A 20,538-nucleotide genomic window follows, 5' to 3' on the forward strand; every position below is an offset into this window, starting at 1 on the left:
TTCCACCTACTGATAGTTGGTCTAGGTCTTTATTTCCTGTTGCCATTAGTTATCAACGAACAGCTATTAGCACTGAATGGATTTTGTTTACGCCCCTAGATGGGGAATCTTGGATGACTGCTAAAAACATAGTCCAAATGACTGATTCTAACTATCATGAACTCATCAGCCATTTAGGACGCACTCATTTAGTGGTGGAGCCTTTTATTGTCCCTACTAATCACTTACCCGAAGATCATTGTTTAAGAAAACTTTTGGTACCTCATTTCGAGGGGACTGTGCTGATCAATTATGGCGCTCATGCAATATTAGTTGCGCCTGGTGGTACAGTAGACTCTATATTAGCCAGCAGCGTCGGTGGCGATCAAGCTATGGCAGCTAAAGCTGCACAAAGTTATTTGTTTAACTTTAATGAAATTTCATTTCCCCAAACTTTATAAAATCGGGGTGTAGCCGATCCTGACAAGTTACCAACCTATCCCTACCGAGATGACGGGTTACTAATTTGGAATGCCATTGAAATTTGGGTACGGGATTATTTCAACATCTGCTACAGAAACGACTCAGCAGTTGAGAGTGATACCGATTTACAAACTTGGGGCTCAACATTAGTTTCTTTGCAAGGGGGACGGTTGCAAAACTTTGGTGATGATGGACAAGGCAAATTTAACACCATAAATTGTTTAGTCAAAACAATCTCGACAGTGATTTTTACAGCGAGTGCTCAACATGCAGCGGTGAACTTTTCTCAACAAGAAATGATGTACACGCCAGCATTTCCTTTGGCTCGCTATCTTCCAGCCCCAATAAATCCCCAAGATCCTGAGAGTTTCATCAAAGGTTTGCCTTCACTCAGTCAAGCTCAAAGCCAGATTAATACGCTTTATTTACTTGGCTCTGTCTATTACACCCAACTAGGTAAATATTCCCCATCAGCATTTCCAAATAATAATCAATTGCAAGCGGCTTTGAAGAAATTCCAGGATAATTTACAAGCTGCTGAGACCACAATTAAGGACCAAAATCGCCATGCTGACCGTTTAATGCCTTACGAGTTCTTCCTCCCTTCCCAAATTCCTCAAAGCATCAATATTTAGCAGATAGCAAAGTGGGGAAAATGCGATCGCTTTCCATCAGGCTATTCATCTACTAGAGTTGTCCCTAAATAGAGAAAAAAATCGCTCCAACCTAGACAGAGCAACAATTCCAACATCTTTTATCTCATGTCCGGTAGCATCGGTCTTGTATAGTAAATAGGCAACAGGCAACAGCTCATCTGGCAACAGGCAAGAAAAAAACTTAAATTTCTTGTAGATATCCACAAATAGAGGAAAAAATCGCTCCAACCTAGACAGAGCAACAATTCCAACATCTTTTATCTCATGTCCGGTAGCATCGGTCTTGTATAGTAAATAGGCAACAGGCAACAGCTCATCTGGCAACAGGCAAGAAAAAAACTTAAATTTCTTGTAGATATCCACGCTAACTTTTACACAAACGATACCAACAGACATGATATTAGTCGCCAATAGCTACAATCCTTATATAATAGAGTTGTTGGGAATTAAGCAAAAAAAATGGCTAAAACTCTTATTAGTCAAAGTTTATAGCGTTTTTATGTCTAAACTCCTGAAAAGCTTATATAGTAAGCTTTTGAGCATTGTTCAATTCTTATTTCCCAACAACTCTATTTTTCAAATAAGCGTGGGGGATGCCGAAAACGCAGATTTTAGCTGTTTGCGTAGCATCCCGCAGGGAAGCGCTGATAGCTTGTTAAAAAGCGTTTCCGTTCCGGAATCTCCGCAAACAGATACCATTATCTATGCACTACCTTTTTAGGCTGATAGCTGACAGCTAATAGCTAATAGCTAGTAAAAAAGGGGGTGCAAGCCCCCTAAATAATTTCTAGTCCTAACCTCTAGACATATTTCTTAAATGCTAGAGTTACATTATGCCCTCCAAATCCAAATGAGTTGGATAAAGCTGCTTCCACTTTGTGAGCACGACTTATATTAGGGACATAATCTAGGTCACATTCTGGATCGGGATTATCTAAATTGATTGTCGGTGGAATTTTGTCATGGGCGATCGCCATTACTGTTGCTATAGCTTCAATACCCCCAGACCCTGCTAACAAATGACCAGTCATTGACTTAGTTGAACTAATTGCTACCTTATAAGCACTTTCACCTAATGCCTTTTTAATAGCTTTTGTCTCTGTTGGGTCATTTGCTCCTGTACTGGTACCGTGGGCATTTATGTAACTGATTTGTTCTGGAGTTAAACCAGCATCTTTCATGGCCAACTGCATAGCTCTACTTGCCCCCTCTCCATCTGCAGCAGGAGCGGTCATATGATAGGCATCACAAGTCATACCATAACCAACTACCTCTGCATATATCCTTGCCCCACGACTAAGGGCACATTCCAATTCTTCTAGGAGGATAATTCCAGCACCTTCACCCATCACAAAGCCATCGCGATCGCGGTCAAAAGGACGACTTGCATGAGCTGGGTCATCATTACGCCTGGATAAGGCTTTAGCAGAAGCAAATCCTGCCAATCCTAAAGGGGTAATTGCAGATTCCGCCCCACCACAAATCATTGCTTGAGCAAATCCCCTTTGGATCAGACGGAAAGCATCTCCTACAGCATTGGACCCTGAAGCACAAGCAGTCACACAACAAGAGTTAGGTCCTTTGGCTCCAGTGTGAATTGCCGTTAGACCTGCGGCCATATTAGCAATCATCATTGGAATCATAAAGGGGCTACACTTAGAAGGACCACGAGTCAGATATATCTCTTGTTGATCTTCTAATACTTTTAGGCCACCTACCCCAGTGCCAATTATTACCCCCACCTGTTCTGCGTTTAGGTCATTGATTTCAAATTTGGCATCAGTTACAGCCTGTTTGCTCGCTGCAACTGCAAACTGGGAAAACCGGTCCATTCGTTTCGCATCTTTAGGACCAACATAGTCGTGAGGGTCAAATCCTTTTACCTCTCCAGCAATACGACATTTGTGTTTTGAAGCATCGAATCTGGTTATTGGGCCTATACCGTTTTTACCGCTTAATAACCCGTTCCAATAGTCAGATAGGGTGTTGCCAATAGGTGTTAAAGCACCCATTCCTGTGACAACTACCCGTTTCAACTCAGAATTTGTCATAATTTTCGTTTTCAGAAGTTCCATACCCAGAAGGCAGAAACTTTGGGTTTTTGATCGGGATGTTATGCTTTGGCTGTTAGTTCCTGTTCAATATGGTCCACAGCAGCTTGAACGGTAGAAATTTTTTCTGCTACTTCATCTGGAATCTCGATTTCAAATTCTTCTTCCAATGCCATAACTAACTCTACGGTATCTAGAGAATCAGCTCCTAAATCATTGGCAAAATTAGATTCTGGTTTGATTTCTTCTTTTGGTTTTTCTAGCTGGCTGGACACAATTGTCTGTACTTTGTCAAAAATGTCTTCTTGGCTCATAAAATTTTCTCCTTTTTAGTTTGGATGTCGCGTATACAATCTTATCTGAAAACTGAGACCCCTCTATTACGGCACACAGGCAAATGAGTTTTCTAAATGCCTTTTTTTATTTTGTGGTTAAATTTTGTATCAGAATAAGCTTTTAATTATAAATAAGTAACAAAGAAATTATATATACTAATAAGTTATGTCTATGATACTTATCTTCTTTATATAATTAGTTAATGTTATGCCTGTTCAAACACTGAAATATGCTTACTTCCCTGGCTGTGTTGCTCAAGGAGCTTGCCGGGAGCTTTACCAATCGACTCAAGTTCTTACTCAAGCTCTGGGAATAGAGCTAATAGAATTGAAAAAAGCTGCCTGTTGTGGCTCTGGTACTTTTAAGGAGGATTCTCAACTACTAGAAGATACTGTTAATGCCCGTAACATAGCTTTGGCCGAAGAGTTAAATTTAGCCTTACTAACCCACTGTAGTACTTGTCAAGGGGTAATTGGTCATGTCGATGAACGTCTCAAGGAATCTCAACAAGTCAATCCTGACTATGTAGATCAAATTAATGGCCTCTTACAAAAACAGACTTGTTCTCCCTATCAAGGCAGCACAGAGGTCAAACATTTACTTCATGCCCTGGTTGCAGATTATGGTCTAGAAGAAATTCAAAATCGCGTTACCCGTAAACTATCTGGCCTTAAATGTGCTGCGTTCTATGGTTGCTATCTACTTAGAGGTCAAACTAATTTGCCGTTAGATGACCCCTATCAACCAGAATCTATGGAAAATGTATTTCGGGCTATTGGGGCGACTCCAATTTATTACCGAGGCCGGACTCAATGTTGTGGTTGGCCTCTTTCTAGTTATGCCACTAATCAGGCTTTTCAAATGGCTGGAAATCATGTGAGCGAAGCTATTGACAAAGGTGCTGACTGTATGGTAACACCTTGCCCTTTGTGTCACTTAAATTTAGATTCTCGTCAACCAGAGGTAGAAAAAGTTATTGGACGTAAGTTAGGTTTACCAGTGTTGCATTTACCTCAACTGATAGCTTTAGCTTTAGGCGTTTCTCCAACAGAATTGGGTTTGGATCGTCATGTAGTCTCAACTCGTCCAGTATTAGAAAAGTTAGGACTTTGAATTATTTTGAAGAAGGAGTCAGGAGACAGGAGACAGGAGACAGAATGAATTTTATGGGAATTTAAGGAGTCAGAAGTAGGGGCGAAGGCAGTTCACCCCTATAATCAGAAATTTTTTTTGCTTTGGTCTGAGGAACTTGCTCCTGGCCTGAAACTTTTCAAGCAAATCCCCTAGTTGTTAATATTTACTTTTTCCTACAAATAAATTCGGAGGTGTGCTTCTCTACTCTGAAAAAGTTTGGTCATTCATCACTAATTTACCCGAACGTTGAGAAATTTTAAGTTTTTCAACAATGTTTATCAAGGATGAGAAGTGGTGCGGTAAACTAAGTCGAAGCATTCACTTCTAAAACTTGCTGTCTCATCTGCCTTTATGCAGGTACGGCAAAATCAATTTGTTGGGAGAATTTAATTCATGTCTCATTCAGTAAAAATTTATGATACTTGCATCGGTTGCACCCAGTGTGTTCGTGCTTGTCCATTAGACGTTCTAGAAATGGTACCTTGGGATGGTTGTAAGGCAGGCCAAATTGCTTCATCTCCTCGTACTGAAGATTGTATTGGTTGTAAGCGTTGTGAGACTGCTTGCCCCACTGACTTTTTGAGTGTCCGCGTTTACCTTGGCGCTGAAACTACTCGCAGTATGGGTCTGGCTTACTAATACTCTTTTCCCTCTATTGGTTTTTGATTTTAGATTTAATAGAGGGTGGGAAAACTTTAGATATAATAACTTAAAATTTTGTAGAGGGAATTAATAATTTTCCCTCTATTTTTTGTTAATTTCTATAATTATTACCGAATAATTAATAATTAAATAATTCGCGCCTTGAAGCCGACCTTTTTAAGGGGAAAAAAGTGCTAGAATATTTCCTTATATTCAATTCCGTAGCGGTTAAAACTTTCTTGTAATTATCAATTATCTATTATCAATTATCAATTAATGAAAGGAGTTTGGGAGGGTAATTTCAGTTATCAGTTATCAGTTATCAGTACCTCTGGAATAAGGAGGCTTGACCTTGGCGAATATTCTCTTCTCTTGGTCGATTAGATATGGCGAGGAGACCTCGCCATCTCTCGACCGCTTTTTTATCCCCTTAAAAAGGGAGGCGCATACCCACAATTTTCCGGTAAAATTATGGAAAAGCCTATTATTAAATAGGTTTACTCTGGCAAAATATTGATTCAATGGCAATTTTATAACTTATCTATTTTGTCAAGTTTTATCTTAAGAAATATGTTGATAAAACATAACCTTTTAAGGGGATGAAAAGAATAAACTTTAGTATTTCAAGCCTCCCTATTGCACAAAGTACTGATAACTGAAATGACACCCAATTCAAATGAAGTAATTAATTTTGTAGATCGTCCTACCAAGTACAACAAGATTGCTTCGGCAATGAGAGAACTTGTGGGTCAATTTATGCTAATTAAGGTGATTGAAGACTCTCCACCTTTTGCAGTTGAAAGGTTGGGAGTATTTTCCCGATCGGGACAAGGGCCAATTGTTGAAGAACTTGTAATGTATCTGCCTAATTCTCGTCATAGAGCTCATATCCATGATGAATCAGATGCAATTATCAAAATAATTACTGGAACTGGTGTTGTAGCAATTAACGGAAAGCCTATACTTTACCAACCAGGTGATGTGCTTGATTTCCCAAAAAGTATCAGCCATGGTTTTGAGGTAGGAGATGAACCTACGCTTTTCCTATCTACTCAAACGCCTGAAATTATCAGAAGTGATGGCTCTGTAGACTTTAGATATGCAGATTGAAAAGAGAGTTCTGCTTCGTGGTAAAAAATTACCTAATATTAAGATAATACTTGAAATATTCAGGTAAAAAAAAGTAGTTAAATGGACTTACAAGAGGCTTTAGAAAGATATCAAGGTACGAAACTAAACCTCAATTAATTAAGCAAATATCAACAGTGGGCTTTCTCTTTTTTCCATAATGAAGAATTTGTCTTGAACTCAAACCTTTCAGTAACTATACAGTTAGACTTGGTAAAACCTCGTGAGGTTTATCTCAAGGTTGGTTGAAGACCCGCGCTCTCCCGAAGGGGAGCGTCGGGATGAATGCGAGCGCATTCCGCAGGAAAAACCAATCAATTTTGCGGTGCATGCCAATAGTGTGTTAGACTTAAAACTTGGCTGCTGGGCTAGCAGTGTCAGTCTGTGGAGCGACCGTAAGACCGAAAAGAGGCTTGACCTTGGAGGCTGGTGCATTGAAGCAGAAAGACCTAATCAGCGATGGTTAGGAATCCCGCACTGTCTCGTAGAGCAGCGTCGGGAGGATGTCAAGAAAGGTCTTTTCAAAATGCCCAAGAAGCATCTTTTCAAGGTTATCTTGTATGGAATTTAGTCAAAGCTTTATCTCTAGAGTGGACTTTCTGTACGCGTAAAATTGACGAGGAGTGGTATCTCTTTAAAAATCTTCCAGTTTTTTTCCCTATTGCTGTTGGTGGGGAGGATAAATTTAAAGACGTAATTATTAACGATGTTATTTTCATGGATTGGACAAAGTTTTGTAGAGTATATCGAGACTCTATTGAAAACTCCAATATAGATGTTGGCTCTCTTCCTCCATTGACATGGGGGATTTCTCATTTTATTGGTAATTTACCCTACCTAAACTTTACATTATTTCAAATGCACAGTGGAGTTATGAAAACTAGTCGGTCTATGTTTTACTTTGGACAACGCCACAATTTGTAGCAACGACAGACTGTTCCGTTAAGCATTACCTTCGACCATGCTAATTGAGATCCCTATGTGTTGAACAATCTCATGCAAACCTATCAAAATTTGTTGATAACAGTTTAATTTAACTGAGGGAAACAATGTTGAAAAAGGTCGTAATTTAAAGAAGCAGTCAGCGGTCAGCAATCAGCAGATTTTTTTTGAGACTCCCTAGTTTGTGGAGCATTCCAGAACGGAAAGGAGATTTCAACTCCTCCGAGGGCGATCCGGCCGATAGGAAGCTGAGGATTTTTACCCAGAGCTGCTAAAAGCTGATAGCTAGTTAATTGGCGATGAACTTGAGAATTGTCCTAACAAAACCTGCAATTGCTATGGCAAAGAAAAAGCTAACTATCCTACGGGATAACTAACTTTGAGTAAGTATTATATATAGTCAAAGTTAGTCAGAATAAAAAATAAAATGTGTGGAATTGTTGGTTATATTGGTACGCAGTCAGCTACAGAAATTTTACTATCTGGACTAGAAAAACTAGAATATCGGGGTTATGATTCTGCCGGACTGGCCACTGTTTGGGAGGGGCAAATTAAATCTATTCGGTCTAAGGGTAAACTACACAACCTGCGGGAAAAATTGGCCGGAATAGAAATGCCAGCTAATATTGGTATTGGTCACACTCGTTGGGCGACTCATGGCAAACCGGAAGAATATAATGCTCATCCTCATACTGATGATACTGGACGAGTGGCAGTAGTTCAAAATGGGATTATTGAAAATTATCGGGAATTACGCAGAGAATTAGAAGGTCGGGGACATAAATTTATTTCTGATACTGATACGGAAGTTATCCCCCACTCAATCGCAGAATTTTTATCTAATTTTACTGAAGGCAACAGGGAAGCATTTTTAGAAGCTGTACGTCAGACTGTGAATAAACTGGATGGAGCATTTGCGGTCGCTGTTGTTTGTGCAGACTATCCCAACGAACTTATTGTTGCTAGACAGCAAGCACCTCTATCTATTGGTTTAGGACAAGGAGAATTTTTCTGTGCTTCTGATACTCCTGCTCTTGTATCCCATACTCAAGTTGTTGTCAGTTTAGAAAATGGTGAAATAGCTCGTTTAACACCTCTGGGGGTAGAAATTTATAATTTTGCAGGCGATCGCTTGAATAAAATACCCCGTATTCTTAACTGGAGTCCGATTTTAGTTGAGAAAAATATTTTTAAACATTTTATGCTCAAGGAAATTCACGAGCAACCAAATGTTATCCGGGGTTGTTTAGAAACTTATATTAATAGCGATTGGGATATTAATAACGATCATGTTTCTCCGACTAATTTAGAATTATCCCCTGCTCTATATCAAGACTTAGAACAAGTTGAAATATTTGCCTGTGGTACGAGTTGGCACGCTAGTTTAATTGGGAAATATTTATTGGAACAATTAGCGGGAATTTCAACTACAGTTAATTATGCTTCTGAAGCTCGTTATGCACCTTCTCCTCTGAAAAAAAATACTCTAACAATTGGTGTTACTCAATCTGGAGAAACAGCAGATACTTTGGCAGCTTTGTCAATGGAACAACAACGACGTTTAGATAAACCAGCCGAATTTTCATCAAGGTTGCTAGGAATTACTAATCGCAGCGAAAGTTCTATTGCTAACTTAGTTCACCAAATTATTGATATTCGGGGAGGTCTTGAAATTGGTGTAGCTGCTACTAAAACATTTGTGGCACAGGTAATGGCGTTTTATTTATTAGCTCTAGAATTAGGCTGGCAAAAACAATATTTATCTGGTGAAGAAATTGCAGGAATTGTTAATGGTTTGCGACAGATACCTGCACAGATGGAACAGATATTAGAAGCTCAAGATAGCCAAATAGAAGATTTTGCTCACCAGTTTAATGATACTCAAGATTTTATCTTTGTGGGTCGAGGAATTAATTTTCCAATTGCTTTAGAAGGCGCTCTCAAACTGAAAGAAATTAGTTATATTCACGCTGAAGGATATCCCGCTGGTGAAATGAAACATGGTCCGATCGCTTTGTTGGATGATAAAGTGCCTGTAGTTGCGATCGCTATGCCTGGTTTAGTATATGAAAAGGTACTTTCTAATGCTCAGGAGGCTAAAGCGAGGGATGCACAGTTAATTGGGGTGACTCCTGAAAGTACGGAGGCGGATGTGTTTGATCATGTGTTGGCAGTGCCTGCTGTGGATGAGTTGTTGTCTCCAATGTTGACGGTTATTCCTTTGCAGTTATTAGCTTATCATATTGCTGCTCATCGTGGTTTGGATGTCGATCAGCCGCGAAATTTGGCGAAGTCGGTGACTGTGGAGTAGGGTTTCAGTTATCAGTTATCAGTTATCAGTATTTTCTGTTGAAATACTTGACGTTTTAATCCCCCCAAACCCCCCTTGGGAAGGGGGGCTAAGAATTCAGACTTATGCTATAACTTTATTAAAATGGTATGAGTAGACTAAAAAGTAGGGACGTTGCATGCAACGCCTGGTTTATCATTTGTAAAAAAAGGAAAATGGAGTCATGTTAAAACACCTAAATCGAATTACTTTTGACCCGAAAATTATGACGGAAAAAACGGCGTTGCACAGTGACGAATGATTTGATATTTTTGATTGAATTGGATTGTGGATTAATCAATTGCTAGAATGATGAATATTAGGTTTTTTTTAGTCAAAATATAAACCAATTTTTGGCAATATCATTCCATAATGTGCAACCCCGGAAAAACTTGTATTCGAGGAATGCGAATACCTGTTTCTTTAATTCTGAATTTAGTTGCTAATGGGAAACCTAATCAAGAAATTTTAGAGGAATATCCTGATTTAGAATTAGACGATATTAAACAATGTTTGTTTTATGCTGCCTGGTTAGCTGAAGAAAGAGTTATTCCTATTGAAGAAAGGCAGGAGTTAAAATCGGTAAAATGAAGTTTCTAGCAGATATGGGTATTTCTCAAAGAACTGTAGAATGGCTACAAAATCGAAGTTATAATATTGTTCATTGCTTCCCGTTGTTATGAGGTATACCTATCGCGGGCAAGATGCCCCCACTAGAAGATTTTCACCATTTACACTTAATTGAGGGAAAAGATTATGAAACTAAATTTTCTCGAGCTAGTCGAGCAATTTAAAGAGCTAATTAAAATATTTTTTAAAGGGCAAGCTCCTGATTGGCTACTTGGATTAATTGACGTTGTTTTATTTGTTGCAATTATCCTAATGGGAATCTGGGGGGTGCTTTTTGTTTTTAGCCAGATCATAAAAATATGGATAGAGCAAATCAAACCGTTATATTACAATGAAGAGGAAAAACGCCGTCGTCGGAAGAGACAAAGATTTGCTGATTATATAGAGAGTGAAATTCGGCTGTTAAACAGTCGAGAGGAGTGGAAAGATTATCGTTTTACTGAGTTGGAAGCTGAGGTTGAGGCTGAAGGAAGGCGAGTAGGATTTTCGATACTGCCGTTTGTTCAATCAACTAAGAGGGGATTACGCCGCGAAAAGTCTCTTTCTAAATCCCTGAAATCAAGTCGTGAGAGACTGATATTAGTAGAAGGTGAACCTGGTTCGGGAAAAAGTGTTGCTCTCCGACACGTTGCTGAGAAGTTATCTCGACTGGCGATGAAAGATAAAAGTATAAAGTGTGTTATTCCTTTATATATCAATTTGAAAAAACTGGAACGTCGCTCTAACGTTAAAATTAACAGGGAGTTGATAGAATCTTTTGTCAAACAAGAGTTAAATCGAGTTAACGATCGCGACATTGAGGAATTCTTAGAAGAAGAATTTCAAAAAGGGGTTCGGGAAGGAACTTGGTTATTTCTTTTTGATTCTTTTGATGAATTGCCTGAAGTATTAAGCTCCGTTGAAGCAGATGCAGCGATTAGAAATTATGCTGAAGCGATCGACGATTTTTTGAGTGGATTTAATAAATGTCGCGGAATTATTGCTTCCCGTCAATTTCGGGGACCTAAACATTTGGGTTGGCCTAGTTTTCGCATTTTGCCTTTAGAAAGTCGCCGTTGGGAACTGATTCGCAAAGCAGAACTCAAACCGAGGATAGAGAAAGAATTAAGCGGAGAACTTAGAAATGCTCCCCAAGAAATTCAAAATATGACTAAGAATCCTATGTTTTTAGGTATTTTGTGCGAAGATATGCGAGATGGAGGTTCTTTTCCCAAAAATACCCATAGCGTATTTGAAAATTATTTAGAAAAGCGACTTACCCGCGATACTGATCGTTTGCAAAGGCGTTTTAAGCTGAAGCCTGCTGAGGTAAGAACAGCGGCAGAAAAAGTTGCTTTTTGTATGTCTATAGATCCTAGCTAATGAACCATTGAAGAAGGAGACAGGAGACAGGAGACAGGAGACAGGAGGAAAATTACTTATGGATTCGCTCCCCCAAGTAATTTTGAACACTCCAGTTGACGGTGGGGTATTAAACCCACAAAGAAAATGATAATCTGATATTTTTGCCCATATTTTCGTTAAAGTTATTGTGATAGATGATCGCCAAGTTGGTAAACTTAAAGAATTAGTCAGAGCGATCGCCCAAACAAGACCCAGACCCAGAATGAATTTAATAATAGTAGGTTCTGATTGGTCAATTCCCACAATATAGAATCCGGTTACATAATATATGGGTAGTACATTAGCAAAATTTTCATTTTGTGAAGCTTCAAAAAAATTTAGAGAGGAAGATAGATTGCATTCGGTAAAAAGCCGTGGTAGTATAAGTATATTGGGGGTAGTTCGCCCATATGCATGACTTTTTATTCAACACAAAAAAAAGATACTTTTAGACAAAAAGGAGCGATCGCTGAGAGTAGTAAGTGAAAGTTTAGTCATTTTGTGAAGCTCAAAAAAATTCCTAGGTAACAGAGCGATCGCCTTCTCTTCCCAAAAAAATCGTGATACTATAGATATATTAGGGGTTGTTCGTACCTACGCATGACTTTTTATTCAACCAAAAAACATTTCTTCAGCTATGAGAAATATTGTGCGATAGCATACGCTGAACTGGAGGTGATCGCTGAGAGTAGTAAGTGAAAGTTTAGTCATTTTGTGAAGCTCAAAAAAATTGAGAAAGTAAGGTAGGTTGCATTCGGAAAAAACCGTGATAGTGTAAATATAATGGTTGTCGTTAACCTCAAGACATGACTTTTTATTTAACACAAAAAAAAGATACTTTTAGACAAAAAGAGCGATTGCGTACGCTTAACGGAAGGTGATCGCCATCCCTCCTCAACTAATAAATAATTAAATTAACTCCAACGTTGTAGTTATTAGGAAAGACAAAAGCAAAATTTCAAGCTTTCAATCTTCCCTTTCCTATTATTTCAACCAAGGACGAGTAATTTCTTCTAACTGATTAAATTCTTCTTGACTCATCTCCCAACCAATAGCTCCTACATTTTGTCGAACTTGTTCAGAATTTTTACAACCAGCAATAGGAATCACACCATCTTGAAAAACCAACCAATTCAGAGCAACCTGAGCCAGAGTTTTGTCATATTTTTCACCAATTTGTTTTAACAAAGACATCACAGGATCAATTTTTTCCAAACCCTTTTTCTGGAAACGAGAGTCAAATTGACGAGCACCAGTCGGCGGTTTTTCCACAGTATATTTCCCAGTTAATAAACCTTGAGCCAAAGGACTATAAGCTAAAATTGTCACCCCTAACTCTCTAGCAGTATCCAAAATTCCTTTAGCTTCAATTTGTCGAGAAAGCAGAGAATATCTCACCTGATTAGTTGCTAAAATTACCCCTCGTTTTTCCAGAATTCCATGAGCTTGACGCATCTCTTCAGCCGAATAATTACTAACACCAACCGCTTCAATTCTGCCCTGTTTTACTTCATCAGCCAAAGCATTTAATAAAGTTTCCTGACTCATAAAAAAAGTAAACGGCCAATGTACTTGATAAAGAGTAACTTTCGGCAACATTAATCGTTTCAAACTAGCAGTAACAGCATCAGCAACAGACTCTGAAAAAAAACGCCAAGGTACAGGACCATATTTAGTAGCAATTTGCACAGGTTGTGCAGTTTTTTGCATAAATTTTCCCAGCAATTCTTCTGATAAACCATTGCCATAAACTTCAGCAGTATCAAAGAAATTTATCCCTGCTTCTAAGGAAGTTTGAAAAGCAGCTTCTACTTCATTAGCTCCATAATTATTGCCATAATTCCAAAAAAATTTATCCCCCCATGCCCAAGTGCCAATACAAATGGGATTAACAGTTATTCCTGTTTTACCTAAAGTAGTTGTTGCCATGTTCAAAAAAATCCTAATTAGTGTATAATGCTCAAAGCCAGACTAACAATTTTTAGTTAAATTTTAATCTAGATAGATGTTAATTTACCAAAAAATAATTCAGTTATCAGTCTTCAGAATTCAAAATAAAATTCAGTAAGGCTTATGTATGAATAACAGGGTTTAAAAGCCATTAAGTCATAAAATTGATAGTTTTCAATTAGTTCATAGCAAACAATGCTAGAATAATTATTTTGTCTTCTAGTTTGGTAAGCATTCAGCCATCAGCTATTGCTTTTAGTTTTAGATAAAAGCTTTACTAATTGAGTTAGAATTTATACTTACTATAAAAGCTGGCTGAAACAGTCTATATTCATTAAAATCCTCTGCTTTTGCTGAGAGCTAACAGCTAATAGCTGTTTGGGCAGCATTCCGCAGGAAATGCTTACTTAGTTTGTGGCAACTGACTCAAAAAATCAGGTCTCAAACCTCCCTTTTTAAGAGGATAAAACAGAAAATTTTGCATCTTCTCGCCTCCCTATTATAGGAGGTACTAAAAAAGGAAGCTATAGCAATCATAAATCATTTGTAAAAAATCTAAGAATATATAAAAAGTCTGAAAGTTTTACCGAATAATTAACGTTTAAAGCCTCTCCTTTAAAGGAGAAACAAAACAAATTTTTCCTTTGAGTCAATCCTATCAGTTTTCAAGGAGAGGTAATTATTAATTATTAATTATTAATTTTTGAACCCTGTTCCCTGTTCCTTAAATTCAAAGATTTTTTTACCCGCAACTGAAATAGGATTGCTATAACTGATATAGCAAGGAAGGAGTTGGTTAGGACATAGATTGATGATGAACCTCAGACAGAGAAAAGCTTTTGCCACTGTTCCCTGTTCCCTGTTCCCTGTTCCCTGTTCCCTGCTATAACTGAATTGACTCCTTATTCAATACTTAAATAATAATATAGTTATGACAATAAAAGATTCTTCCAGTCCACTCAAATTTATCAAATTAATCCAAGAAAATTTTCTATTTTTTAGATTAGGTTTATATCAAATGGGGTTAGGAACAATGTCAGTTTTAACACTCGGAGTTTTGAACCGAGTGATGATTACTGAATTAACAATTCCTGCCACAATCGTAGCATTTACTTTGTCATTATATCAATTTATGGCACCAGCAAGAGTTTGGTTTGGTCAAATGTCTGACGTTAAACCTTTGTTTGGTCAACACCGTACAGGTTATATGTGGATAGGGGCAGTTTTGTTTACTTTAACTGCTTTTATTGCCGTACAAGTTATGTGGCAGGTTGGTGATAGTTTAGAAGTCAATGGTTGGACGAATCCTACATTTTTTTGGGTGGGAATGTTGGGTTTAATGTTTATAATTTATGGTTTGGCTTTAAGTGCAAGTTCTACACCTTTTGCTGCATTATTGGTAGATATTTCCGATGAAGATAATCGTTCTAAAGTTGTCGGTATAGTTTGGTCAATGCTGATGGTAGGAATTATTATTGGAGCAATTACCAGTAGTATTTTACTTAAACAAGTTGGTGTGGGCGCACCATTAGAAACTGTCAAGGCATCTGTTAATAGTTTGTTTATTAAAGTGCCAGCAATTGTATTAATTTTTGCCTTTATTTCCACAGTGGGAGTTGAACAAAAATACTCTCGTTATCGTACTCGTTCAACTATTGCTAATCGGGAAGATAAAGTTACTCTAGGAACAACCTTAAAAGTTTTAAGAGCTAGTCGTCAAACAGGTTTATTTTTTACATTTGTATTTGTACTAATTATTAGTTTATTTATGCAGGATGCAGTTTTAGAACCCTATGGTGGAGAAATATTTTCGATGCCAATTTCTGAAACTACAAGATTGAATGCTGTATCGGGTATGGGCACTTTAATCGGATTAGGTACAACGGGATTTTTAGTAGTACCAAGATTGGGTAAGAAAAATTCTCTAAAAGTGGGATGTGTGGCAACAACAATTAGTTTTATTTTGATAGTTATGTCGGGGTTTACTGGCAACCCTTCTTTATTTAAGGGAGCTTTATTTTTATATGGTTTAGCTGCTGGTTTAACTACTACTGCTTCTCTGAGTTTAATGTTAGATTTAACTGTGGCAGAAACAGCAGGAACTTTTATTGGTGCCTGGGGATTAGCTCAAGCAATGGCAAGAGGATTATCTACAGTTCTTGGTGGTGCGACTTTAGATTTAGGTAGACTTTTCTTTAATATTCCAATGCTTGCTTATGGCTTAGTTTTTCTCATGGCAGGAATAGGAATGATACTATCAATTTTTCTGTTAAATCGAGTCAATGTACGAGAATTTCAAGATAATTCAAAACAAGCGATCGCTACTATTTTAGAAGGAGAATTAGATTAATTAATAATTAATAATTAATAATTAGGGTTTGCTGAAAAAATCTTTTAGTTAGGAGTAGGAGACAGGATAAATAGGAATGAGCGAGGAGGTTTGAAGAAGAATTCAGTATACAGGATTCTGGAGATAAATTAGGTTGGGGTTTGATGGATAAAAGTAGCAATTTTTTAGTATCTCCATCATTTTTTCTCTTCTTGCTCCCTACTTCTTACTTGTTATTACAGATAAATTGACCGATGAAATTTCCTCAAGTAATTCTGATTGACCATAATCTAGATATGTCTGATGTAAGCATTCAGCGGTCAGCCATCAGCTAGCCTCCTCCGGAGGAACTGCGCAATTAAATATTACTTTTAGTTTAGAATCAAAGCAATATTTAATTGTCTTACTACAAAAGTTGGCTCCCTTGTCCTTAAAGTCAGTTGTTAATTTAAACACTATCCTATATGAGATAGTCTTGTTGCTGGTAGCTGACAGCTAATAGCTGTTTGCGCAGCATTCCGCAGGAAATGCTTACTGTCTGATTTCTTAAAGCTTCTCTAGCCTAGCAACTTGATATAATCAATTTGTAGAGTGAAAAAAGGAGTAATACGAATGGTTGGTTATGACCCTGAATTCTTAGGTACAGACTTTCCGTTACCAATGCCTAGTTTTTCCCCAACTCTAGTTGGTAACGTTTTGAGAAAACCAGAGCTGCGAGACGATATATATGTAGATTATATTAACTTTACTGTCATTATGAATCGCGTGCGACGTTCGCCACTCGTAACTGCTCTCAATATTGACCAAAATCTGCTCAAAAAAGTGCAACGGAAGCGTGGATGGGATATTGATACTCGTGTAGGTAGGAAGTATCAATTAGACAACGATTATTATGCTAACAACGATTGGGATAGAGGACATTTAGCAAGAAGAGCGAGCGCTGCTTGGGGTAATTCCAAACAGGAGGCAAGAAGAGCTTCTGATGCAACTTTTTTCTTTACCAATGCTGCATTGCAACATGAGAATTTCAATCAAGATGAATGGCTAGCTTTAGAGAATTGGGTCAGGAATTTGACTCTCGATCAGAACGGTTTAATCACAGAATTTACTGGTCCCATTTACGGCGATTTTGGTAGAACAATTACTCCTTCTGGTCGTCAACCTGCGGTAGTCCCTTCTGGATTTTTCAAAATTGTATGTTTCATTAACGGACAAACACAGGAATTAGATGTGCGAGCATTTATCATGTGGCAAGATTCAGATGCTCTAGCAGATAAACGAGGAAAAGAGCTTTTTAACTTCCAACGCTATCAAGTCACAGTATCAGAAATTGAAGAATTAACAGGATTATTTTTTGACGACAAAATCTATGAAAAAAATCCTCTCCTGTTTAATGAAAATGAGGAAGCAAAAGAGAAATTAAATATAGATAGTTTTCCGGAGTGTATCCCTGTAGATGAACCAGAAGAAATGATTTCTCAGGAGACAAAACGACAAGATATCGGTGAAGAATTACCAGTTTATATTGCTGCTGCGATGGTGAATCCAAAAGGAGACGAACGTCAAAATGAATGGGTTTCCGTTATCAATCTGTCCCCAGATGAAATTGATTTAACAGGTTGGACACTATCAGATATGAAGCGGATTCCTCTTGAGTTGGATACAGTTTTGGCAGGAGAGCAACGGATACTAAAACCGGGAGAAGCGAGGCAAATTAAACCTTTAAATCCGTTGGCGCTTTCTAATAAAGGAAGTACGATTGCTCTTTATCAACCAATGGAAGGAAGCGAAAGAGGTTTGCGCATTGACCGAGTTTATTATACTCAAAAACAAGCTAGTGTAGAGGGAGTGCCAATTGTGTTTTCCTATCAAAGAAAAAACAAATCTTAACTTTCTTTTTACACATATAGCAATCCTAAATAGGTCGTGACAAATCAAAAAGTAAATCAAAAAACTGAAACTCTTATTTGTTCTCTGTTCCCTGTTCCCTAAAAAGCAGTAAGATTTTTGACACGAATAAAATAGGATTGCTATAGATTAGGTATACTCGATTTTTTGACCAACTTTAATTCTTTCCACACCAGAATAAATATTAAACTTTTTCCCCCGCAAAAATCCGATTAAAGTAATATTAAATTCCCTAGCTATTTCTACTGCTAAACTACTAGGCGCAGAAACAGCACAAACTATCGGCACACCTACAGTTATACATTTTTGTATAATCTCAAAACTCGATCGCCCACTCACCATAACAATATGATTATTCAAAGGTAATATACCTGCTAAAAATTCCGACCCTATCAACTTATCTAAAGCATTGTGTCTACCCACATCTTCTCGCAATTTCAACAATTCCCCTTGAGTATCAAATAAAGCAGCAGCGTGTAAACCACCAGTAGATTTAAACACCCTTTGAGCATTACTTAATTTCTCAGGCAAACTATAAATAACTTCCGCTGGAACTTCAGATTTTAAAGGAATAGCTGAAAAACCTTTAATATGCAGAGATTCTATACTTGCTTTACCACAAATTCCACAAGCGCTAGTTGTGAAAAAATGTCTTTCTAAGGTTTTTAAATTTGGGTTTAATTCTGATTTAAGGGTGATATTAACAATATTTTGCCGTTGTTCCCCGTCAATTTCTGGGTCTATACAATAACTAATTTTTTCAATATCTTCACGATTTTTGATAATTCCTTCACTATAGAGAAATCCTGCTGCTAAATCAAAATCTGCTCCTGGAGTTCGCATCGTGACTGCTATAGTTTGTTTGGGAAAAGTTAGGCGAATTTCTAAAGGTTCTTCTGTTGCTAATTGGTCGGAACGAGTAACAAAATTGTGATTGTCTACTACCCAAATTTGTGCTTTTGTTTTGCTACTTGGGGAATTTTTCATACTTAAGAAACAGGGAACAGTTTAACTGGGAACTAAGAACATTTGTAGGATTGTCATTTCAGTTATCAGTTTTCAGTACCTCCAGCTAAAGTCGGAGACTTGAAATACTAAATTTAATTTTTTTATCCTCTTAAAAGGGGAGATTTGAGAGCTGATTTTTTGTCAAACAGCTAGTCCTAATATAAAAAAAATTGAGGGGTTTTTCTGTGCCTAACTCTCCTGGTTTAATTGCTTCGGAAATGATTGATAATGCAGCAGAAGGAAAGTTAGATGTTTTGTTTTCTGTAGGGGGAAATTTTTTAGAAGTTTTGCCAGATCCAGATTATGTAGAAGCTGCTATAAAAAGATTACCTTTGAGAATACATCAGGATATTGTTTGTTCTAATCAAATGTTAGTTGAACCGGGAGAAACGGTAATATTGTTACCTGCCACAACTCGTTATGAAATTCCGGGGGGAGTAACAGAAACAACTACAGAAAGAAGGGTGATTTTTAGCCCGGAAATTCCTGGAAGGAGAGTTGGAGAAGCTCGCCCGGAATGGGAAGTTTTTGTGGATTTGGCAAAGTTAGTACGTCCTGATTTAGCAAATAAGTTAGAGTTTGAAAATATTTCAGAAATTCGTCAGGAAATTGCTTTAGTAATTCCGCAATATTCGGGAATTCAGCATTTAAAAGAACCAGGGGATAATTTTCAATATGGTGGTTCTCATTTATGTTTTGGTTGGAATTTTCCCACACCGAATAGTAAGGCTAATTTTTCAATACTTTCTCTACCTCAAGAAGAGTTAAAAGAGGGATATTTTTTAGTAGCGACTCGTAGAGGCAAACAATTTAATAGTATGGTGCAGTCAAAGAAAGATGCTATTACTGGAGCTATGCGAGAAGCAGTTTTAATTAATCCTATTGATGCGGAAAATTTAAGTTTAAAAGATGGGTATAAGGTACTGTTAAAGAATGATTTGGGTGAGTTTCAAGGAAGAGTATATTTAGCTCCGATGAAACCAGGTAATTTACAAATACATTGGCCGGAAGGAAATGTGTTATTAGATCAGGGTAAACGTTCTGTTGAAGGTGTGCCTGATTATAATGCTTTGGTCTGTTTAGAAAAGTTAGATTAGGTTAAAGTTTTGAAGATATTGAGTGGGTGAAAAGATGGAAAATTTTTGATTCAAGGAGGTTACTGATTTTTGAGTAATACTAAATCTCACGCATTCTTGCTACATCTTCTTGAAAGTAGGGAGTAGGTAGCAGGAAAGAAAGAATATAGTTTTTCTAATCCTGAGTATTTTGTTAAGTAAGCTTTCATTATTTGGACTCTGAACTACTGTGCCACATTTACATGGAATCTACTCTATCTTCCAAAGAGAAGTGATTTTTATTGATTAATTGTTAATTTAAGAATAAATTTCTATAGAAACTTTCTTGTTGAATAGAGTTATATAATCTCCTTTGAAGAGTGTGATAAAAAACTTTCTCCTCTTCCTTCTTTGTTCCCTCCTGACTCCTGACTCCTCACTCCTCCAAAGAGAGGTAATTTTTAGTGATTAATTGTTAATTTGAGAATAAATTTCTATAGAAACTTTCCTGTTAAATAGAGTTATATCATGTCCTTTTAAGAGCGTGATAAAAAATTTTCTTCTCCTCTTCCTTCTTTATTTCTTCCTGACTCCT

18 protein-coding genes and 1 pseudogene are annotated in these 20,538 nt (G+C 37.4%); 14 read left to right on the top strand and 5 right to left on the bottom strand.

Going from position 1 to position 20,538, the window contains the following annotated elements; translation table 11 throughout:
* Window positions 1-113 precede the first annotated feature (113 nt).
* A pseudogene (locus F6K06_RS05270) lies at window positions 114-1,097 on the top strand (lipoxygenase family protein).
* 45 nt (window positions 1,098-1,142) lie between these two features.
* Here the strand turns inward: F6K06_RS05270 and F6K06_RS05275 are convergent.
* Complete coding sequence (locus F6K06_RS05275) at window positions 1,143-1,514, bottom strand: hypothetical protein (RefSeq protein WP_124147854.1); 372 nt, start codon at window positions 1,512-1,514, stop codon at window positions 1,143-1,145.
* On the opposite strand from F6K06_RS05275, the gene F6K06_RS05280 reads away from it, so the two are divergent.
* Window positions 1,513-1,839 (top strand): hypothetical protein, encoded by a 327-nt coding sequence (locus F6K06_RS05280; protein ID WP_124147853.1) that lies wholly within the window; start codon window positions 1,513-1,515, stop codon window positions 1,837-1,839. The two genes, F6K06_RS05275 and F6K06_RS05280, sit on opposite strands and share 2 nt — an antisense overlap.
* 79 nt (window positions 1,840-1,918) lie before the next feature.
* On the opposite strand, the gene fabF is transcribed toward F6K06_RS05280, so the two are convergent.
* Both fabF and acpP read right to left on the bottom strand, forming a co-directional pair.
* Window positions 1,919-3,169, bottom strand: a complete 1,251-nt coding sequence (gene fabF / locus F6K06_RS05285; RefSeq protein WP_124147852.1) for a beta-ketoacyl-ACP synthase II — start codon at window positions 3,167-3,169, stop codon at window positions 1,919-1,921.
* 62 nt (window positions 3,170-3,231) lie between these two features.
* Window positions 3,232-3,483, bottom strand: a complete 252-nt coding sequence (gene acpP, locus F6K06_RS05290) for an acyl carrier protein (protein WP_124147851.1) — start codon at window positions 3,481-3,483, stop codon at window positions 3,232-3,234.
* Between the two features lie 229 nt (window positions 3,484-3,712).
* On the opposite strand from acpP, the gene F6K06_RS05295 reads away from it, so the two are divergent.
* The 9 genes from F6K06_RS05295 to F6K06_RS05335 all read left to right on the top strand — a co-directional run bounded on the left by F6K06_RS05295 (window position 3,713) and on the right by F6K06_RS05335 (window position 11,964).
* Window positions 3,713-4,618 carry a CoB--CoM heterodisulfide reductase iron-sulfur subunit B family protein gene (locus F6K06_RS05295; protein WP_124147850.1) on the top strand — a complete coding sequence of 302 codons (906 nt, stop codon included), beginning with the start codon at window positions 3,713-3,715 and terminating at the stop codon, window positions 4,616-4,618.
* A gap of 414 nt (window positions 4,619-5,032) precedes the next feature.
* On the top strand, window positions 5,033-5,278 hold the full coding sequence (gene psaC / locus F6K06_RS05300; protein ID WP_006616272.1) for a photosystem I iron-sulfur center protein PsaC: 246 nt from the start codon (window positions 5,033-5,035) through the stop codon (window positions 5,276-5,278).
* Between the two features lie 663 nt (window positions 5,279-5,941).
* Entirely contained in the window at window positions 5,942-6,391 is a 450-nt protein-coding gene (locus F6K06_RS05305; protein WP_124147849.1) for a cupin domain-containing protein, read from the top strand.
* 477 nt (window positions 6,392-6,868) lie between these two features.
* A complete protein-coding gene (locus tag F6K06_RS05310; protein ID WP_287240574.1) occupies window positions 6,869-7,333 on the top strand; it encodes a hypothetical protein in 465 nt (154 codons plus the stop codon).
* 445 nt (window positions 7,334-7,778) lie between these two features.
* Window positions 7,779-9,662, top strand: a complete 1,884-nt coding sequence (gene glmS, locus F6K06_RS05315; protein ID WP_124147847.1) for a glutamine--fructose-6-phosphate transaminase (isomerizing) — start codon at window positions 7,779-7,781, stop codon at window positions 9,660-9,662.
* A 390-nt stretch (window positions 9,663-10,052) separates the two neighbouring features.
* A complete protein-coding gene (locus tag F6K06_RS05320; protein WP_287240571.1) occupies window positions 10,053-10,271 on the top strand; it encodes a DUF433 domain-containing protein in 219 nt (72 codons plus the stop codon).
* 165 nt (window positions 10,272-10,436) lie between these two features.
* Window positions 10,437-11,672, top strand: coding sequence for an NACHT domain-containing NTPase (locus F6K06_RS05325; RefSeq protein WP_287240568.1), 1,236 nt, complete (start codon window positions 10,437-10,439; stop codon window positions 11,670-11,672).
* Between the two features lie 7 nt (window positions 11,673-11,679).
* The gene (locus F6K06_RS05330; RefSeq protein ID WP_287240566.1) at window positions 11,680-11,802 is read left to right on the top strand and encodes a hypothetical protein; all 123 of its coding nucleotides are present in this window, start codon (window positions 11,680-11,682) and stop codon (window positions 11,800-11,802) included.
* A gap of 39 nt (window positions 11,803-11,841) precedes the next feature.
* Window positions 11,842-11,964: a hypothetical protein gene (locus F6K06_RS05335; RefSeq protein ID WP_287240563.1), complete on the top strand. Its 123-nt coding sequence runs from the start codon at window positions 11,842-11,844 to the stop codon at window positions 11,962-11,964.
* Window positions 11,965-12,677: 713 nt separating this feature from the next.
* Here the strand turns inward: F6K06_RS05335 and F6K06_RS05340 are convergent.
* Window positions 12,678-13,622: an aldo/keto reductase gene (locus F6K06_RS05340; protein ID WP_287240560.1), complete on the bottom strand. Its 945-nt coding sequence runs from the start codon at window positions 13,620-13,622 to the stop codon at window positions 12,678-12,680.
* A gap of 952 nt (window positions 13,623-14,574) precedes the next feature.
* On the opposite strand from F6K06_RS05340, the gene F6K06_RS05345 reads away from it, so the two are divergent.
* A complete protein-coding gene (locus F6K06_RS05345) occupies window positions 14,575-15,993 on the top strand; it encodes a BCD family MFS transporter (protein ID WP_124147843.1) in 1,419 nt (472 codons plus the stop codon).
* A 570-nt stretch (window positions 15,994-16,563) separates the two neighbouring features.
* The gene (locus F6K06_RS05350) at window positions 16,564-17,862 is read left to right on the top strand and encodes a DNA/RNA non-specific endonuclease (protein WP_287323186.1); all 1,299 of its coding nucleotides are present in this window, start codon (window positions 16,564-16,566) and stop codon (window positions 17,860-17,862) included.
* Window positions 17,863-18,009: 147 nt separating this feature from the next.
* Here F6K06_RS05350 and fdhD read toward each other — a convergent pair whose 3' ends face one another.
* On the bottom strand, window positions 18,010-18,867 hold the full coding sequence (gene fdhD, locus F6K06_RS05355; protein ID WP_124147841.1) for a formate dehydrogenase accessory sulfurtransferase FdhD: 858 nt from the start codon (window positions 18,865-18,867) through the stop codon (window positions 18,010-18,012).
* Window positions 18,868-19,073: 206 nt separating this feature from the next.
* Between fdhD and F6K06_RS05360 the strand changes: the two genes are divergently transcribed.
* Window positions 19,074-19,985, top strand: a complete 912-nt coding sequence (locus tag F6K06_RS05360) for a molybdopterin dinucleotide binding domain-containing protein (protein ID WP_240039215.1) — start codon at window positions 19,074-19,076, stop codon at window positions 19,983-19,985.
* Window positions 19,986-20,538 lie beyond the last annotated feature (553 nt).

The sequence above is a fragment of the Okeania sp. SIO1H4 genome, assembly GCF_010672695.1.
GTDB classification, from domain to species: Bacteria; Cyanobacteriota; Cyanobacteriia; order Cyanobacteriales; family Microcoleaceae; genus Okeania; species Okeania hirsuta.

What these genes read in the sequence shown, in the direction of transcription:
- F6K06_RS05340 (WP_287240560.1), bottom strand. Translation starts at nt 13,622, where the DNA reads ATGGCAACAACTACTTTAGGTAAAACAGGAATAACTGTTAATCCCATT.
- F6K06_RS05345 (WP_124147843.1), top strand. Translation starts at nt 14,575, where the DNA reads ATGACAATAAAAGATTCTTCCAGTCCACTCAAATTTATCAAATTAATC.
- F6K06_RS05305 (WP_124147849.1), top strand. Translation starts at nt 5,942, where the DNA reads ATGACACCCAATTCAAATGAAGTAATTAATTTTGTAGATCGTCCTACC.
- fabF (WP_124147852.1), bottom strand. Translation starts at nt 3,169, where the DNA reads ATGACAAATTCTGAGTTGAAACGGGTAGTTGTCACAGGAATGGGTGCT.
- F6K06_RS05280 (WP_124147853.1), top strand. Translation starts at nt 1,513, where the DNA reads ATGATATTAGTCGCCAATAGCTACAATCCTTATATAATAGAGTTGTTG.
- fdhD (WP_124147841.1), bottom strand. Translation starts at nt 18,867, where the DNA reads ATGAAAAATTCCCCAAGTAGCAAAACAAAAGCACAAATTTGGGTAGTA.
- F6K06_RS05295 (WP_124147850.1), top strand. Translation starts at nt 3,713, where the DNA reads ATGCCTGTTCAAACACTGAAATATGCTTACTTCCCTGGCTGTGTTGCT.
- acpP (WP_124147851.1), bottom strand. Translation starts at nt 3,483, where the DNA reads ATGAGCCAAGAAGACATTTTTGACAAAGTACAGACAATTGTGTCCAGC.
- glmS (WP_124147847.1), top strand. Translation starts at nt 7,779, where the DNA reads ATGTGTGGAATTGTTGGTTATATTGGTACGCAGTCAGCTACAGAAATT.
- F6K06_RS05325 (WP_287240568.1), top strand. Translation starts at nt 10,437, where the DNA reads ATGAAACTAAATTTTCTCGAGCTAGTCGAGCAATTTAAAGAGCTAATT.
- F6K06_RS05320 (WP_287240571.1), top strand. Translation starts at nt 10,053, where the DNA reads ATGTGCAACCCCGGAAAAACTTGTATTCGAGGAATGCGAATACCTGTT.
- F6K06_RS05310 (WP_287240574.1), top strand. Translation starts at nt 6,869, where the DNA reads ATGGTTAGGAATCCCGCACTGTCTCGTAGAGCAGCGTCGGGAGGATGT.
- psaC (WP_006616272.1), top strand. Translation starts at nt 5,033, where the DNA reads ATGTCTCATTCAGTAAAAATTTATGATACTTGCATCGGTTGCACCCAG.
- F6K06_RS05275 (WP_124147854.1), bottom strand. Translation starts at nt 1,514, where the DNA reads ATGTCTGTTGGTATCGTTTGTGTAAAAGTTAGCGTGGATATCTACAAG.